The following is a 14,675-nucleotide window of genomic DNA, read 5'->3' as shown; positions in this document are numbered from 1 at the left end:
AGAGGCCTCTGTCAAATCGCCAGATGTTGAACTCGTGCCCGATGGCAGCGTGCTACCGTCCAAAAAGTTGTGAAATACCGTCCTAGAGTTGCGCTCTCGAAAAGGGTATCTTTCAATATTACACGGCATTGGATGTTTTTTTGACCAAGAAAGCTGCCCGGCGGACACGAGCATCCCTCCAGAAGGGTGCGGGATCGCCAACCGACGAACTGCCGGGAGACGGTGGGCCTGACGAGGCCACGGCGTTCATTGCGGAGACCGCAGCCGCCTTGGCCAAGCTCGCGCGCCGGCACAGGCTCGGCATGCTGGTGCGTTTGCTTGAGATGGCGCAGATGGAAGCGGAGGAACGCGTCCGGCTTCGCGGCAAGCGCAATTTGTCTTAAGGCTCCGTCATTGCGAGGAGCAACGCGACGAAGCAATCCATGCTTTCTTTGTTGCGCTATGGATTGCTTCGCTTCGCTCGCAATGACGGCTTTAGGCGCTTCGGCGGCGTTTCAGCTTCGGATTGGGCCGCAATTCGGTATCGCCAAGGCCCAGTAGCCGGCCGTCATCGGCGTGCAGTTCGAGTTTTCGCACCGGCCGGCCGGTGTGGCGATCGACCAGCAGTGTCGCAATTCCGCTGACGTCGCCGAACTCCTCGCTCCACTGCCGCAGCGCGACCAGCACCGGAAATACGCCGCGGCCCTTCGGGGTCAGCAGATATTCCTGATAGGCGCTGCCATCGGAGGCGGGCGCGGTCGTCAGGATGCCGTGATCCACCAGGGTGCGCAGCCGCACCGTGAGAATATTCTTCGCGCAGCCCAGGCTCTTCTGAAATTCGCTGAAGCGGCGTTTCCCCAAGAGCGCGTCGCGAATGATCAAGAGCGACCACCAGTCGCCGAGCACGTCGAGCGATCGCGCTACCGGGCAGTCGGCGTCTTCAAAACTTGTCCGTTTCACCATGCCCATCCTTTCCGGAGCGCCCGGCTCCGATCACGGCGTTGTGTAGTTGCAATATGAAACCATGTACCCTAGATGGCAACTTAGTTTAATAATGCAACCACTTCACAGGAGATCATCATGCGGCTCGCGGGCAAGACGGCACTGATTACAGGCGGAAACAGCGGTATCGGGCTCACGACGGCCAAGCTCTTCATTGCGGAGGGCGCGAAAGTCGCCATCACCGGCCGCAATCAGGCGACGCTGGAAGCGGCCGCCAAGGAATTGGGGCCGAACGCGATCGCCATCGTGGCCGACGCGACCGATATCGCGGCGACCGAAAAGGCCGTCGCGCAGGCGGCCGCCAAATTCGGCAAGCTCGACATTGTCTTCGCCAACGCCGGCATTGCCGCCAACACGCCGGTCGGCGGGACGACGCTCGAAACGTTCGAGTCGGTGCTCAAGACCAACATCACCGCCGTGTTCTTCACCGTGCAGGCGGCGGTCCCCCATCTTAATGACGGCGCCTCGATCATCCTCAACGGTTCGGTGATCTCGGTGCTCGGCAATCCCGGCTATGCTGCGTATGCCGCCAGCAAGGCCGGCGTGCGGGCGATGGCGCGGGTGATGGCGTCGGAACTCTCGCCGCGTCGTATTCGCGTCAATGTCGTATCGCCCGGCGGCACCAGCACGCCGATCTGGAATCGCAACGCGCCGACGCCGGAAGCGATCGTGGCGCTGGAAAGCCACATCTCGAAAGCCATTCCGCTCGGACGCTTCGGCAAGCCGGAGGAGGTCGCCAAGACCGTGCTGTTCCTGGCCTCCGACGATGCATCGAACATTCAGGGCGCGGAGATCTTCGTCGATGGCGGTACGACGGGTTCGCCGGCAGGCGCGCCGATCTATCGCGGGTAAGGATTTTCAGGAAGTCATAAATCCGGTCGGTGCAATTCGATGAAAATTCCATCGAAGTTGTGCTGACCGGATTCATCATCCAGTGGATATTTTCAAATTCAGTGCTGAGACGTTGAACCTTTGCCGCAGTGCACCGACCCCTTTATGGGCCGGGATATTTGAGCACTTTTGCATCGGGGAATTTGAAATGCCGAAAGCCGCACGCATCTCTCAATCGATACTTGTGTCAACGGCGTCACCGCAGCAATTAGACGATCATCCGCTCGTGCCCATCGCGTTATTCTCCGGAATTGGTCTCCTGGCATCGCTGATCGCGATCCTGATGGATGTCCCCGGCGCCTGGTACTAACTCCGCTTAATTGTAGTTTCCCTCGGCGACACCGGCCCGCCGCCGTAGTTCGGCGACGGACTGGGTCTCATCTCAATCAGGCCGCGTTGAGATTGGTTGCGGCGTGCAGCGCGCCGGCCAGCGCTTTCTCGCGATGTTCCGGTCCCATCTGGATGCCGTCAGCCGGAATGAATTCGAGGTTGGTGACGCCGATGAAGCCGAACACCCAGCGCAGATAGGTCTCAAGGTGTTCGCCGACGGCCATGGGCGTTCCGGCGCCGTAGAAGCCGCCGCGCGAGACCGCGATGATGGCGCGCTTGTTGCCCGCCAGACCCTCGACGCCCTGCGCGCCGTATTTAAATGTCTTGCCCGCGACCACGATGCGGTCGATCCAGGCCTTGAGCTGGCTCGGGATGGTGAAATTATACATCGGCGCCCCGAGCACCACGATGTCGGCGGCAAGGAACTCCTCCATCACGGCCTGACCGGCGGCGAGGTCTTGCGCAAGCGCGGCTTCCGGCGGCGCGCCCTGGGCGGCGGCAAGATGCGAGCCGGACAGATGCGCCAGCGGGGTCGAGGAGAGGTCGCGGTAGGTAACGGTCAGATTTGGCGTTTCCAGCCGGAGCCGGTCGACAATCGCCGCCGAAACCTGGCGGCTGACGGAGTGGGGGCCGAGGACGCTGGAATCGATATGCAGGAGTTTCATGGTGGTCACCCTTGGTATATGTTTGTAACTCGGACTATATGAGTGACTGTCCGCAAACCCCGCAAGAAGGCACATTTTTGAAACCCGAGCACATCAAAGTGCCTGTCCTGCCACCCCTCGCGCATCAGGAAAGCGATTGCCGCGGCGTGGCCTCGATCCTGGCAAGGGTCGGGGACAAATGGAGCGTGTTCGTCATCATGCTGCTCGGCAACGGCCCGCGGCGCTTCAACGAGATCAAGCGCATGGTCGGTGGCATCTCGCAGCGGATGCTGACCCTGACGCTGCGCGGACTGGAGCGCGACGGCCTCGTCACGCGCACGGTATTCCCCACCATTCCGCCGCGGGTCGATTACGAACTGACGGATCTGGGGCGAGGGCTGTGGCAGCCGGTGGAAGCACTGGGCAAATGGGCCAGCGAGCATCAGATCGAAATCGAAGACGCGCGAACGCGGTTCGACCGGCGGAATGACGCGGATTAAATCAGCGACACCAGCCCGCCGCCGTGACGCTCCAACCGTCCGGCCAGTTCCAGCTCCAGCAGCACCGTGCGCACGATCGCGGGTGACGTGCCGGCCATCCGGATCAGATCGTCGAGCAGCAGCGGTGTCGGTCCGAGCAAGCCGACAATGCGGGCGCGATCGCCAGCCTCAGGTTCGAAATTTATCGGCGCATTTTCGTCGGGTTCGCGCAGCTCGATCGGCCGGCCCATGATCGGCTCGACGGCCTGGATCACGTCGGTAGCCTCCGTGATCAGCGTCGCGCCTTGCTTGATCAGATCATTGGTACCGGCGGCGCGCGGATCGAGCGGCGAGCCCGGCACCGCGAATACTTCGCGGCCCTGTTCGGCGGCGATGCGCGCGGTGATCAGCGATCCCGAACGATGCGCGGCTTCCACCACGACCACGCCGAGCGCCGCGCCTGAAATGAGCCGGTTGCGCCTCGGAAAATCGCGGGCGCGCGGCACGTGCCCGAGCGGCATTTCGGAAATCGCGCCGCCCGATGCGAGGATCGCGGCCAGCAGATCCACATGCTCGGGCGGATAGATCTTGTCATGACCGCCGGCCAGCACCGCCATGGTGCCGCCCGCGATACTCGTGCGGTGCGCGGCCTGATCGATGCCGCGCGCCAGTCCCGAGGCGATCACAAATCCGGCGTCGCTGAGATCGCGCGCCAGGGTGCCAGCGAATTTCAGTCCCGCACCCGAAGCATTGCGCGAGCCGACAATCGCGATCATCGGCCGCATCAGCGTGCCCAGCGCGCCGCGCACGCCGAGCAGAGGCGGCGCATCGTCCAGCATCGCCAGCCGCGGCGGATAACCGGCTTCGCCCGGCGCCAGCAGGCTGACACCGAGTTTTCTGGAGGCCGCGAGTTCAGCGCGGGCATCTTCCTCGCTGTAAATCCGGCCGGGACGATCGGCACCGCCGCGTCGCGCCAGATCGGGCAGGCGTTCCAGCGCCGAACGCGCGCTGCCGAAATGATTGATCAGGGAACGAAACGTATGCGGCCCCGGTATTATGGCGCAAACGCCACAAACCTTGTTGTTGATATGATCGGCGTCATTCGCCGCGGTCTTAGGAGATTACGATTCCGAAGTAGGTAGAGTCGCCTTAGGACGATAACGGGCCACTCCTCCCGTTTGGGACTCTTCTTCAGCCGCGACGGGCGCCTCCTTGGAAGGCGCTGACGTCTTTCTCGGACGTCCACGCTTCTTCTTTGCCTTTTTCTTCCCCGTTGCTTGCGCGCCTTCATCCTTTGCGCGCGGGTACCATTTCAGCAAACCATATTCGTTGTTCGGCAGACGATGAAATATTGCCGACGCCTTCCGCAACGTATTGCGGACGCCTGTGATAGCGTTGTTCTCAATTTTAGTATCAAACTTAAAGCCACCCTGCTTCAGCGCCTCGTAAATTTCGCGCGGGCTTGCAGGCCCAAGGCCAGCAGCCTTTCGCATCTCTAGATATTCTCTAGAGGCCGTTGTGATGACCTTTCCATAGAACGTATCCGCTTGAATAGAACTCAGCGTTTGCGGAGCGCTGCTGGTCTGAATGTCGGCATACATCGGCGGCTCGCCAGCGAGTTCGCACAGGCGATTGATCATCGATTTCGTTTCGGAGATTTTCTTCTCTAATTCGGCGAGGTCTTTTTGAAGAGCATCAATCGCCGGCAAAAATTGTTCGCGCATAAAACAATCCTACTTAAAAACATTGAATAACGCTGTTTTCTGGCGTGATCGTATAGCACTAATTCGGGTCGTAAACAAATCTTTCCCCGTAAAATTGAAATTGGCCGCCGCGGGGAGAAACGAAATGGCGATTCATACCATAACAACCTAGTAATTTTTAACCCGTTGAAAATGAAAGAAAAAAAGAAAGAAAGAAGAAATTAAGATTTGCAATCCATCCATTTCGTTTCTCCCCGCGGCGGCCAATTTCAATTTTACGGGGAAAGATGATGTGCTCCATAGCTTGCTTCCGCAAATACGATGACGGTTTTGTTGCAAGCCAGGATTAGGGATGATATGTAAAAAGCCGGGCATTGGGTGCCCGGCTTTTAAACCACCATGGAGCGGTGGCAGAGGTAGGTTGATTGCAGCCGACTTAAAATCGGTAGTCCGACGTTCGCGCGTCGGATCGTGGGTTCAAATCCCACCCGCTCCGCTTATATTCGGAAGGGCGTTAAGTGCGCCACGACGTTGATATTAAAGCAGATTCCGAGGTCGCCGTCAACATTGCGGAACGGCATGCTATGGCTGTCAAAAAGGTTGATTTAGTAATTTGTGCCCTCCCGTGCGACACGGTGAATTGCACAATCGAAACTGAATTAGAGGCTGGCGAGGTGATTCTCAGCCGTGCCGCCCAAGCCCACGCCGAGCGGCGCCATCCGGTGGATTATCCGCTGTGTCTTCCCCACTTGGCGGTAGTCGTCGCCGATCCGCTTTATATCGGGGATGATCTACAGAATGAGGGAATCGAGTTGATTGCCAGGGTCCCTGCAATCGGTGAGTTTGTCCTGGTCGCCGTCAATATCGTCCCCGACGCTTCCGGCCGGTACCATATCGCCAGTTTTTACATGGTATCGGAGAAGAAGATCGCGAGCCGACGCGAAAAAGGCTACTTAAAGGTCGCCAAAAAAGCCTAAGGGCCCCCGAAGGAGCCCTTAGACCAGATTAGGCCGGAAACGAAATATTGCCGGGATGCCCACTTCCGGATCTCTTCACTGATTGCTCAGCTACTTTGCCTAGTTGCCTAGGCGCGTGAGGAGGCCGTTCTCACCTCAAAACCCGTTTCCACTACAGACAACTAACACTCTTTGGGGTTGGTTTCAATATTTTTTAGATGGGAATAGAAAATAGAAGAACGAAAAGTGAATGAGAATCAACTATTTGGGCCATTTGAAGAATTACCCAGCGTCTTTTTATTGATCCCAATGGGAGCACCGAGGGGATCGAAAATTAGGTCAACCCCGCCTGATTCCAAGGCTTTTTGGATCGCACTTAAGTTGTTCGCAATCGGAGTTCGGTTCCCGCTCTCAAAGTCTTTAACGGTGCTAAGACCGACGCTCGCCTTTTTGGCTAAGTCCTGTTGGGACCAGCCTAACCAACCTCTTGCAGCGCGACTTTGCTCGGGTGACATCAGTCGTAACTAGGGATCAAAATCATTTTTGTCAACGTCAGCTATTTTAGTTGACGTAATCTAAATCGGCCAATATAGCTACAGTCAACCAAAATGGTTGAGGTAGTCATGGCCCAGCATTTCTTACTTTCCCGCGAAGCAAAGACCCTCAGCCTTCCCGCTATTCTCAAAATGGCCGATGCAGAAATCGAAACTACGTTCCGCAAGGTTCGTTGGTCTGCAACGGACGGCGCGCCGGTTTGCCCCTGTTGCGGCGGACTTGACGCTTACGATTGCAGGCGCCCGCAAGGCGCGCCGCGCTTCCGCTGCCGCGCCTGCCGCAAGGATTTTAGTATCACGTCCGGGACGCTGTTCGCTTGGCACAAGATGCCACTGCGCTCCTATCTGTTCGCAATCGCGATTTTTGCAAACGAAGTGAAGGGCAAGAGCGCACTCGCATTGTCTCGCGATCTTGGTACGTCATACAAAACCTGCTTCGTGCTGGCGCACAAGTTGCGTGAAGCAATGGCCGAAGAAATGAAGGGCCGCGTTGTTGGCGGTGAAGGCAAAATTGTTGAAGTCGATGGCGGTTATTTCGGTGGATACGTGAAGCCTGCCAATCGGAAAGAGGACAGGATCGACCGTCGATTTTCTGTCAATCAAAACGGCAAGCGCAAGGTCGTTGTCATCATTCGCGAGCGTGGCGGCAATTCGGTCCCGGCAGTGTTCAATACCGAAAGCGCGGCGGCCTCATTCATCAAAGCGCGCGTTGCCAAAGGCACCACGGTTCACGCCGACGAAGCCGGTTCATGGGATGGTCTGCATGAGCGTTTCGAAATGAAGCGCATCAACCATTTAGAGGCGTACAGCGCGGACGGCGCTTGCACCAATCAGGCGGAGTTATTTTTCTCCCGCTTACGCCGGGCTGAGGTTGGCATTCACCACCACATTGCTGGCGCGTATCTTCTCCGCTATGCGCAGGAGTCATCATGGCGAGAGGACAACCGCCGCGTCTCGAATGGGGATCAGGTAACCCGCATTGCCTCGCTGGCATTGAAGCGCGGCAAGTCTGTAGACTTCACAGGGTATTGGCAGCGGCATATTCCAGCGAATTAATCGGCTATACCGAGACGAATCCGAAGTGCCTCCACCGATACTTGAAGCTGTCTTGCCATTTCTGGAATAGGAGTTTGTTTTGCCTGCAACTGATCCAGTAGCACTGTCGGCATCAAGATTATGGCTGCAAAGCGATTAGCCTGCGTTTCATATTCAGGGCGAATCTTGCCGCCATACTGGCCGATACGTTCGCTTCGATATGCGGCATCGTCAACTATGCCGTCCCCAATGATATCGCGATGATAGACGTAGTGGCCTAGCTCGTGCGCCGCTGTAAATCGCCGACGAACAAGCGAATGATCGGAGTTCACTACTATGCGGTAGCCACCACCATAGGCCTCAATTAGCCCTGAAACCGAAGACGGCTTGGGCATTTCTTTATATTCAACGCCAGCCTCTCTAATAATTGCCTGTACATCCACAGGGGCTCCCTTAGCCCAATGACGTTCTGCGATTTGAAAGATATTGGTCGTCATGGCTTGTCTTCTTTCGACATCTCTGCCGCTATCTCATCACCGGACGTCTTGATGCCCTGCAATTCAAATCTCACTTGCTGTTGAACGAGACTGGGTAGCATCGCCTCAGTTCGTTCCCGGGCGGCCTTTTCAGCACTTTCCCGCGTTTCACGTCTCAAAAATTCAAATCCCCAAATGGCCGCAACGGCCGCAAAAATTGCCCCGACGGCAATCATGACGCCTAACGCGGTCAATAGGATCGTGACGAAGTCTTTATATTCAATGACCGGGGTAGTCGGACTGCTCAGGTCGCCGCGTGCAACGAAATGCAGGATGAGGACTGTTTGTCCGCAAACAAATAAAACGGTGACCAGATTTAGCGCGCGTCCTAACATTTCCCCACTATCATTATGGCCGTGGGCTTGACACCCAACATATAGGGACGGTGTAGCGATTCGGCTACACTAAACAGCAAGCGGCATGACGGAGCAATGGGTTGTCTCACTAAGAGGTCGTCCCGCGCAGGCTCCACCGCGTCGGCGTACCCTCGCCAACCACGGCCGTTCCGTCCCGCTTCTGCAATGCCGCCAGAATGGCCGCCTGTACGTTGATGGCCTGCTGGCGGGTCGGCTGGGGCGTCTTGCCCTCAAGTACAGCGTCTGTGATCTCCCGGCACGTCAACGGCTTGCCAGCCCGCCGCATGGCGTCAACGGCACTGCGAAACATCGTCCCGCGCTTGAACCAGGGATTGCCGATCACCCGCCGCTTGATGGATATCCCCCGGACGTTCACTTCCGGGTCCAACATCTTCATGACGGCTTCAACCTGGATCATCTGGGCGCGGAGCTTGTCGCCGGACTTCTGGTTGCTGTCGATCTTGCCGCCCAATTCAGCGTGAAGCTGGGTCAGGGTCTTTAGCGCGTGGTATGGTAGTATCTTTCCAACTGGCATGGTCGTCTCCTTTGATCGCGGAGACGTAATTCTTGCCCGTCAAAATTCTTGTGGCGTTTGCGCCATAATACCGTGCGGCCCGACGCGGTCCGAGCGAATGAGCCGCAGCCAGTCGATGCGCTGGGCGTCTGTGAGATGGGGCGTGTTGGGAGTTTGTTTATCCATTCGGTCCTCGGCGGGCAGAATGGATCAACCTGAGGGCGTGGGGAAGGGGGCGCCGATCCTGGTCCCGGTTGGTAGAATAGAGGCGACCCCGCTAGACTAGCAATCATATTTTGCGGTCCATAAGCTACGCCGCGAAGGTCACGCGGCTTGAGCCTATCTAAAAGCAAATAACCGTTGCTAAATAGCCGCGATGGATGCGACTCACAGTGAAAACACCACAGCTTCCAAGAGGGTGAGACGGATGTTTGGTCTCGATCTAGACGCTTGGAATGTTGTGATGGTTTCATTTCTTGGCGTCGCCGCAATTGCGGCGGTTGTCGTCGGCATATCGACCGCTGTCATAATAAAGTTGCAGAAACAGTCCGAATTAGAATCCAATGAGCGGATAGCTTCGCTTGTGACCCAGGGCGACGAACTGCGCAAGGATACGGCTGAGGCAAACAAAGGGGCAGCTCAAGCCCGACTCGAATTGCAAAAGCTACAAGCTTGGCGAATGGTCAACCCTGAGAAGTTCAACTCCGAACTGGTTGGCGTTGAAGCTCCCACCTCAATTGAAATTCTGTATGTGCCGGAATGCTCGGACTGCTTCATGGTTGCAGGTATGATCGCCGTTCTGCTCAAAGACAAGAACTGGCCGTATTCTCTCTCCGAACTAAAGAAATTGCAGTCACCGCCCGATTGGATGAAGGGCTTCCCAGCGACCTTGCAACATCGCGCCAACCCCACGGGAGTCAGCGTCCTGTCCAAAACCGCAGCCGGCAATCCGCAGGAAATGACACCAGCCAAGGCCCTGATGTTTGCGATTGGAAAATCGCTAGACGCGGGAGGTTTCATTGCCGCCGATGAAGCGATACCAGATGGCACTGTCAGAGTAGTTATCGCGCCAAAGATATAGGCCGCCAGCATTACGAGTATGGTCTGTTCCTATGTGCATGTACTCGGCGGTCACGCTTGTGGCGCTTGCCCGATCTTCATCCGCTTCGTAAAACCACTCCAGTCCACGTCAGGAAACCCCACCGATGATCTCGCTCGCCGATCTCCAGCGCCGCATCGATGCCGGCGAATTGTCTCCCGATGCGGCGATTGCCCAGACGCGGGAGGCGATCGGGGCGCGGGAAAAGACTGTCGGCGCGTTTGTTCGGCAGAATGAGAACGCCAGCGCTGCGAGCGCCGATCCGTTGCGCGGCATCGCCGTCGGCATCAAGGACATCATCGATACCGCTGACTTGCCGACCGAGATGGGCTGTGCGGCGATTTACGGCGGCTGGCAGCCGCGTGCGGATGCGCCCATCGTGATGATGCTCAAGCAAGCCGGCGCGACCATCATCGGCAAAACGACCACCACGGCATTCGCGGCCAACGATCCGACGCCGACGGTCAATCCACACAATACCGGTTACACGCCCGGTGGATCGTCGTCGGGTTCGGCGGCAGCGGTGGGCGGCGGCATGATTCCGCTGGCGCTGGGAACGCAGACCGGCGGCTCGGTGATCCGGCCGGCCTCGTTCTGCGGCGCGGCCGCCATCAAACCGTCGTTCAATCTGTTGCCGAAGACCGGCGTGAAATGCTTTTCGTGGACGCTGGATACGCTCGGGCTGTTCGCGGCCGGCGTCAGCGATCTGGCGCACGGGCTTTCGGCCATCACCGGCCGGCCCGAATTGTTACCGGGCGCCGCGCTGCAGGCGCCGCGCATCGGCATTGTGACACAGGATTTTGCCGGTGCGCCCGAGGCGGCGAGCGGAGAGACGTTGCAGGTCGCGGCCAAGGCGGCGGAGCGGGCCGGGGCTTCGGTTCGCACGCTGGCATTGCCGGAGATCATCGGCGAGGCGTGGCGCGCTCATAACATCGTGCAGTTTTTCGAGGCGCATCTCGCGATGGCCTGGGAATATCGCACCAAATACGACCTCGTGCCGCCGCTGCTGCGCAAGCGACTGGACGATACGCGCGACATAACCCCCGCAGCCTATGACAATGCCTGCGCGATTACTTACCGCGCCCGTGCTGCATTGGCTGAGGTGTTCAAAGAGGTCGATGTGCTGCTGACATTCTCGGCGCCCGGCGCCGCGCCTAAGGGCCTGGATTCGACCGGCGATGCGCGCTTCAACCAGCTCTGGACCCTGATGGCCGTTCCCTGCGTCAACGTTCCCGCCATCATCGCGGAGGGCGGATTGCCGGTGGGGGTGCAGGTGATCGCGGGCGTGGGCGACGATGCCAAAGCGCTGGCGGCGGCGCGTTTCGTGGAAGACGCGCTGGCGCGACGATAAGGATTACTTCGCGCCGATCCGCCCTTCGGTGCCGGCTTGCAGCCGCTTGATATTTTCGCGGTGCATGTAGAACAACAGCAGCGTCAGCACGACGAACAGCGATGCCAGCGCGGCGTGGCCGAACCACCACAGGAAGATCGGCGTGACGAAACTGGCCACCAGCGCTGATAGTGACGAGTAGCGCGAGGTCAGAGCAACCGCGAGCCACATCACGCAGAACACCACGGCGGCCGGCCAGAACAGGCCGATCAAGACGCCGATATAAACCGCGACGCCTTTACCGCCTTTGAAATTGAGCCACACCGGAAACAGATGGCCGAGAAAGGCGCCGAGCGCAGCTAGCATCGCCGCATCAGGACCGCCGTAATAGCCCGCGATGATCACCGCGACCGTGCCCTTGAGCATGTCGCAAAGCAGCGTCGCCGCGGCGAGACCCTTGCGGCCGGTACGCAGCACATTGGTGGCGCCGATATTGCCGGAGCCGATCGAGCGGATGTCCTGCGTGCCCGCGAGCCGTGTGAGGATCAGTCCGAACGGGATCGATCCCAGCAAATAACCCAGGATGAAAGCGACCGGCAGGAACGCGTTAAGCGACATCTGCGCTGCTCCTTCTGCGCCCGCGAATTTGCCGCGCATTAGACATGCTCGAACACGGTTCTTCCGCCCACGATAGTCCGCACGACGCGCCCCGAGAACCGGGCTTCGTCGAACGGCGTGTTCTTGCATTGCGATTTCAGATCGGCGGGGTCGAGCACCCAGGGCGTATCGGTATCGATCACGATCACGTCGGCCGGCGAGCCCGCGCGCAGTGATCCGCCGGGCAGGCCGAGCAGCTCAGCGGGGCGGGTCGACATTGCGCGGATCAGGGTTTTGAGGTCCGTCTCGCCATTATGGACCAGCCGCAGCGCGGCCGACAGCATGGTCTCGAGCCCGATCGCGCCGGAGGCGGCTTCGGCGAACGGCAGGCGCTTGACTTCGACGTCCTGCGGATTGTGATCGGACATGATCACGTCGATCAGGCCCGACGCGACGGCGGCGACCAGCGCCAGCCGATCGTCCTCGGTGCGCAACGGCGGCGACAGTTTCAGGAACGTCCGGTACGGGCCGATGTCGTTTTCATTCAGCGTCACATGGTTGATCGAGACCGAAGCCGAAACGGCCAGACCGGCATCGCGGGCGCGCTTGAGGATTTCCAGCGATTCGATGCAGCTCAGCGACGCCGCGTGATAGCGCCCGCCGGTCAGTGCCACGAGACGCATGTCGCGCTCCAGCATCACGGCTTCCGCCGCGTTGGGAATGCCGCCGAGGCCAAGGCGCGCGGCGAACTCGCCCTCGTTCATGACGCCTTCGCCGACCAGATGCGGATCTTCGGTGTGGTGCACGATCAGTGCGTCGAAATCGCGCGCATAGGTGAGGGCGCGGCGCATCACCTGCGCATTGGTGACGCTGCGGTCGCCATCCGTGAACGCCACGGCGCCTGCTGCCTTCAACAAGCCGATCTCGGTCATTTCCTCGCCGCGCATGCCTTTGGTCAGCGCCGCCATCGGGTGGATGTTGACGATCGCGGTATCGCGGGCGCGGCGCAGCACAAAATCCACCGTCGCGGAATTGTCGATGACCGGCGAGGTATCCGGCTGGCAGACGATGGTGGTGATACCGCCGGTCGCCGCCGCCTGGCTCGCCGAGGCAAAGGTTTCGCGGTGGCTGGCGCCGGGCTCGCCGACAAAAGCGCGCATGTCGATCAAGCCGGGCGCGACGATCCGGCCGGCGCAATTGATGATGTCGGTGCCTTCGGGCACGCCGGCGGCGCCGATGCCGCGCTTTGAGTCGCGGATCATGCCGTCGGCGATCAGTACGTCGCCGGGACCGTCGAAGTCGCGGGAAGGATCGACGACGCGGGCATTGGCAAGCAGGATCGGGCGGCGGTCGGTCAGCATGATGTCACGCGTTCGGCAGGTTACGGGCGAGTGCTTCGAGCACCGCCATCCGCACCGCCACTCCCATTTCGACCTGTTCGCGGATCAGCGATTGCGCGCCGTCGGCGACGATAGAGTCGATTTCCACACCGCGATTCATCGGCCCCGGATGCATCACCAGTGCGTCGGGTTTGGCATAAGCGAGCTTCTTCTGGTCGAGACCGAAATAATGAAAATACTCCTGGCTCGACGGCACGAATGATCCGTTCATGCGCTCGCGCTGCAGCCGCAGCATCATCACGATATCGGCGCCGTTGAGCCCCTCGCGCATGTCGCGGGCCACCTCGACGCCCATCCGCTCAATGCCGCGCGGCAACAGCGTGGAGGGGGCGACGACGCGTACCCGGGCGCCCATGGTGTTGAGCAGCAGGATATTGGAGCGCGCGACGCGCGAATGCATCACATCGCCGCAGATCGCGATAACAAGCCCTTCGAGCCGGCCCTTGTTGCGGCGGATCGTCAGCGCGTCGAGCAAGGCCTGCGTCGGATGTTCGTGCGCGCCGTCGCCGGCATTGATCACGGAACCGTCGACCTTGCGCGCGAGCAATTCGACCGCGCCGGAGGCATGATGCCGGACCACCAGAATATCCGGGTGCATCGCGTTGAGCGTGACCGCCGTGTCCATCAGCGTCTCGCCCTTGCGGATCGAGGACGAGGACACCGACATGTTCATGACGTCGGCGCCGAGCCGTTTGCCGGCCAGTTCGAATGAGGATTGCGTGCGGGTCGAGGCCTCGAAGAACAGATTGACCTGGGTGCGACCGCGAAGCGAGGTGCGCTTCTTGTCGACCTGGCGGTTGAGCTCGACATATTCCTCGGAAAGGTCGAGCAGCCCGGTGATCTCGGGCGCAGAAAGGCCTTCGATTCCCAGCAAATGCCGGTGACCGAGGACGAAGGTCGATTTCGATGCAGGGGTCATTAAAACGAGAGCTATAGGGGCGGATGGCGGATCGGGCAAGCGCGAATAGGGCGCCCGTGAGTTATCCCCTGAGATGTCTCACTTTCGTCCAGCAGTCACATGCCGGTCCGGCCGTGGTTTCCCGCGGAATTAGCGCCATAAAACGGAACTTGCGTCGTCCGCTGGCATTGTCCTGTTCAAGGAGAAGCACATGGCCGACAACAAGAATCCGAACGAGAAGCAGTCCGGCGAAAAACCGGAGGGAAAGTACCATTACAACCCGGGCAATCAGTCCGGCAAGGAAGCCGAGATCGTCCCCAAGGAGGACGCAAAAAAAGAGGGTGAACCGAGACGCGCATAGCGTTCAGCCAT

The 14,675-nt window shown here is 59.4% G+C and carries 21 protein-coding genes and 1 tRNA gene; 10 read left to right on the top strand and 12 right to left on the bottom strand.

The annotated features are described in order from the left end of the window. Window positions 1-140 precede the first annotated feature (140 nt). Window positions 141-383, top strand: a complete 243-nt coding sequence (locus tag HB676_RS29880; RefSeq protein ID WP_213742136.1) for a hypothetical protein — start codon at window positions 141-143, stop codon at window positions 381-383. A gap of 91 nt (window positions 384-474) precedes the next feature. Here HB676_RS29880 and HB676_RS29875 read toward each other — a convergent pair whose 3' ends face one another. Beyond that, window positions 475-942, bottom strand: coding sequence for a helix-turn-helix domain-containing protein (locus HB676_RS29875; RefSeq protein WP_213742076.1), 468 nt, complete (start codon window positions 940-942; stop codon window positions 475-477). A 117-nt stretch (window positions 943-1,059) separates the two neighbouring features. Here HB676_RS29875 and HB676_RS29870 point away from each other — a divergent pair, with 117 nt between their 5' ends. Further along, complete coding sequence (locus HB676_RS29870) at window positions 1,060-1,833, top strand: glucose 1-dehydrogenase (RefSeq protein WP_213742075.1); 774 nt, start codon at window positions 1,060-1,062, stop codon at window positions 1,831-1,833. 82 nt (window positions 1,834-1,915) lie between these two features. Then, window positions 1,916-2,182, top strand: a complete 267-nt coding sequence (locus tag HB676_RS29865; protein WP_213742135.1) for a hypothetical protein — start codon at window positions 1,916-1,918, stop codon at window positions 2,180-2,182. 76 nt (window positions 2,183-2,258) lie between these two features. Here the strand turns inward: HB676_RS29865 and HB676_RS29860 are convergent, their stop codons facing one another. Then, window positions 2,259-2,867 carry an FMN-dependent NADH-azoreductase gene (locus tag HB676_RS29860; RefSeq protein ID WP_213742074.1) on the bottom strand — a complete coding sequence of 203 codons (609 nt, stop codon included), beginning with the start codon at window positions 2,865-2,867 and terminating at the stop codon, window positions 2,259-2,261. Window positions 2,868-2,944: 77 nt separating this feature from the next. Between HB676_RS29860 and HB676_RS29855 the strand changes: the two genes are divergently transcribed. Next, the gene (locus tag HB676_RS29855; protein ID WP_249780532.1) at window positions 2,945-3,346 is read left to right on the top strand and encodes a helix-turn-helix domain-containing protein; all 402 of its coding nucleotides are present in this window, start codon (window positions 2,945-2,947) and stop codon (window positions 3,344-3,346) included. Here HB676_RS29855 and dprA read toward each other — a convergent pair. Together dprA and HB676_RS29845 are read right to left on the bottom strand one after the other, a co-directional pair. Continuing rightward, window positions 3,343-4,413, bottom strand: coding sequence for a DNA-processing protein DprA (gene dprA / locus HB676_RS29850; RefSeq protein ID WP_213742128.1), 1,071 nt, complete (start codon window positions 4,411-4,413; stop codon window positions 3,343-3,345). The genes HB676_RS29855 and dprA overlap by 4 nt on opposite strands. A 33-nt stretch (window positions 4,414-4,446) precedes the next feature. Beyond that, window positions 4,447-5,049, bottom strand: coding sequence for a hypothetical protein (locus tag HB676_RS29845; protein ID WP_213742072.1), 603 nt, complete (start codon window positions 5,047-5,049; stop codon window positions 4,447-4,449). A 380-nt stretch (window positions 5,050-5,429) separates the two neighbouring features. Between HB676_RS29845 and HB676_RS29840 the strand changes: the two genes are divergently transcribed. Together HB676_RS29840 and HB676_RS29835 are read left to right on the top strand one after the other, a co-directional pair. After that, a tRNA-Leu gene (locus HB676_RS29840) sits at window positions 5,430-5,524 on the top strand. A gap of 22 nt (window positions 5,525-5,546) precedes the next feature. Continuing rightward, window positions 5,547-6,005, top strand: coding sequence for a hypothetical protein (locus HB676_RS29835; protein WP_346347453.1), 459 nt, complete (start codon window positions 5,547-5,549; stop codon window positions 6,003-6,005). Between the two features lie 236 nt (window positions 6,006-6,241). Here the strand turns inward: HB676_RS29835 and HB676_RS29830 are convergent, their stop codons facing one another. Beyond that, complete coding sequence (locus HB676_RS29830; RefSeq protein WP_213742071.1) at window positions 6,242-6,499, bottom strand: helix-turn-helix transcriptional regulator; 258 nt, start codon at window positions 6,497-6,499, stop codon at window positions 6,242-6,244. A 108-nt stretch (window positions 6,500-6,607) separates the two neighbouring features. On the opposite strand from HB676_RS29830, the gene HB676_RS29825 reads away from it, so the two are divergent. Continuing rightward, window positions 6,608-7,594 carry an IS1595 family transposase gene (locus HB676_RS29825; protein ID WP_213742070.1) on the top strand — a complete coding sequence of 329 codons (987 nt, stop codon included), beginning with the start codon at window positions 6,608-6,610 and terminating at the stop codon, window positions 7,592-7,594. On the opposite strand, the gene HB676_RS29820 is transcribed toward HB676_RS29825, so the two are convergent. The 4 genes from HB676_RS29820 to HB676_RS34305 form a co-directional block, all read right to left on the bottom strand. Further along, entirely contained in the window at window positions 7,591-8,070 is a 480-nt protein-coding gene (locus tag HB676_RS29820) for an ImmA/IrrE family metallo-endopeptidase (protein WP_213742069.1), read from the bottom strand. The two genes, HB676_RS29825 and HB676_RS29820, sit on opposite strands and share 4 nt — an antisense overlap. Continuing rightward, entirely contained in the window at window positions 8,067-8,444 is a 378-nt protein-coding gene (locus HB676_RS29815; protein WP_213742068.1) for a hypothetical protein, read from the bottom strand. Before HB676_RS29815 ends, HB676_RS29820 begins: the two co-directional genes overlap by 4 nt. Before the next feature lie 109 nt (window positions 8,445-8,553). Continuing rightward, entirely contained in the window at window positions 8,554-9,000 is a 447-nt protein-coding gene (locus HB676_RS29810; RefSeq protein ID WP_213742067.1) for a hypothetical protein, read from the bottom strand. A 39-nt stretch (window positions 9,001-9,039) separates the two neighbouring features. Next, window positions 9,040-9,165, bottom strand: a complete 126-nt coding sequence (locus HB676_RS34305) for a hypothetical protein (protein WP_346347452.1) — start codon at window positions 9,163-9,165, stop codon at window positions 9,040-9,042. Between the two features lie 241 nt (window positions 9,166-9,406). Here HB676_RS34305 and HB676_RS29805 point away from each other — a divergent pair, with 241 nt between their 5' ends. Together HB676_RS29805 and HB676_RS29800 are read left to right on the top strand one after the other, a co-directional pair. Further along, the gene (locus HB676_RS29805; protein WP_213742066.1) at window positions 9,407-10,060 is read left to right on the top strand and encodes a hypothetical protein; all 654 of its coding nucleotides are present in this window, start codon (window positions 9,407-9,409) and stop codon (window positions 10,058-10,060) included. Between the two features lie 124 nt (window positions 10,061-10,184). After that, window positions 10,185-11,429: an amidase gene (locus HB676_RS29800; RefSeq protein WP_213742065.1), complete on the top strand. Its 1,245-nt coding sequence runs from the start codon at window positions 10,185-10,187 to the stop codon at window positions 11,427-11,429. 3 nt (window positions 11,430-11,432) lie between these two features. On the opposite strand, the gene plsY is transcribed toward HB676_RS29800, so the two are convergent. From plsY to HB676_RS29785, 3 genes are read right to left on the bottom strand one after another with little or no spacing between them, the layout of a single operon-like run. After that, entirely contained in the window at window positions 11,433-12,026 is a 594-nt protein-coding gene (gene plsY, locus HB676_RS29795) for a glycerol-3-phosphate 1-O-acyltransferase PlsY (RefSeq protein WP_213742064.1), read from the bottom strand. 38 nt (window positions 12,027-12,064) lie between these two features. Further along, entirely contained in the window at window positions 12,065-13,366 is a 1,302-nt protein-coding gene (locus HB676_RS29790; protein WP_213742063.1) for a dihydroorotase, read from the bottom strand. A gap of 4 nt (window positions 13,367-13,370) precedes the next feature. Continuing rightward, entirely contained in the window at window positions 13,371-14,324 is a 954-nt protein-coding gene (locus tag HB676_RS29785) for an aspartate carbamoyltransferase catalytic subunit (protein WP_213742062.1), read from the bottom strand. A gap of 190 nt (window positions 14,325-14,514) precedes the next feature. On the opposite strand from HB676_RS29785, the gene HB676_RS29780 reads away from it, so the two are divergent. Then, window positions 14,515-14,664, top strand: coding sequence for a hypothetical protein (locus HB676_RS29780; RefSeq protein ID WP_213742061.1), 150 nt, complete (start codon window positions 14,515-14,517; stop codon window positions 14,662-14,664). Window positions 14,665-14,675 lie beyond the last annotated feature (11 nt).

Source organism: Bradyrhizobium sp. dw_411 (genome assembly GCF_018449695.1).
Taxonomy (GTDB): Bacteria; Pseudomonadota; Alphaproteobacteria; order Rhizobiales; family Xanthobacteraceae; genus Bradyrhizobium.
This window is presented reverse-complemented; position numbering and strand designations above follow the sequence as displayed.

Excerpts from the sequence above, each read along its gene's own strand:
- HB676_RS29825 (WP_213742070.1), top strand. The coding sequence starts at position 6,608 with ATGGCCCAGCATTTCTTACTTTCCCGCGAAGCAAAGACCCTCAGCCTT.
- HB676_RS29815 (WP_213742068.1), bottom strand. The coding sequence starts at position 8,444 with ATGTTAGGACGCGCGCTAAATCTGGTCACCGTTTTATTTGTTTGCGGA.
- HB676_RS29860 (WP_213742074.1), bottom strand. The coding sequence starts at position 2,867 with ATGAAACTCCTGCATATCGATTCCAGCGTCCTCGGCCCCCACTCCGTC.
- HB676_RS34305 (WP_346347452.1), bottom strand. The coding sequence starts at position 9,165 with ATGGATAAACAAACTCCCAACACGCCCCATCTCACAGACGCCCAGCGC.
- HB676_RS29830 (WP_213742071.1), bottom strand. The coding sequence starts at position 6,499 with ATGTCACCCGAGCAAAGTCGCGCTGCAAGAGGTTGGTTAGGCTGGTCC.
- HB676_RS29845 (WP_213742072.1), bottom strand. The coding sequence starts at position 5,049 with ATGCGCGAACAATTTTTGCCGGCGATTGATGCTCTTCAAAAAGACCTC.
- HB676_RS29820 (WP_213742069.1), bottom strand. The coding sequence starts at position 8,070 with ATGACGACCAATATCTTTCAAATCGCAGAACGTCATTGGGCTAAGGGA.
- HB676_RS29785 (WP_213742062.1), bottom strand. The coding sequence starts at position 14,324 with ATGACCCCTGCATCGAAATCGACCTTCGTCCTCGGTCACCGGCATTTG.
- HB676_RS29870 (WP_213742075.1), top strand. The coding sequence starts at position 1,060 with ATGCGGCTCGCGGGCAAGACGGCACTGATTACAGGCGGAAACAGCGGT.
- HB676_RS29810 (WP_213742067.1), bottom strand. The coding sequence starts at position 9,000 with ATGCCAGTTGGAAAGATACTACCATACCACGCGCTAAAGACCCTGACC.
- HB676_RS29780 (WP_213742061.1), top strand. The coding sequence starts at position 14,515 with ATGGCCGACAACAAGAATCCGAACGAGAAGCAGTCCGGCGAAAAACCG.
- plsY (WP_213742064.1), bottom strand. The coding sequence starts at position 12,026 with ATGTCGCTTAACGCGTTCCTGCCGGTCGCTTTCATCCTGGGTTATTTG.
- HB676_RS29805 (WP_213742066.1), top strand. The coding sequence starts at position 9,407 with ATGTTTGGTCTCGATCTAGACGCTTGGAATGTTGTGATGGTTTCATTT.
- HB676_RS29790 (WP_213742063.1), bottom strand. The coding sequence starts at position 13,366 with ATGCTGACCGACCGCCGCCCGATCCTGCTTGCCAATGCCCGCGTCGTC.
- HB676_RS29800 (WP_213742065.1), top strand. The coding sequence starts at position 10,185 with ATGATCTCGCTCGCCGATCTCCAGCGCCGCATCGATGCCGGCGAATTG.
- HB676_RS29875 (WP_213742076.1), bottom strand. The coding sequence starts at position 942 with ATGGTGAAACGGACAAGTTTTGAAGACGCCGACTGCCCGGTAGCGCGA.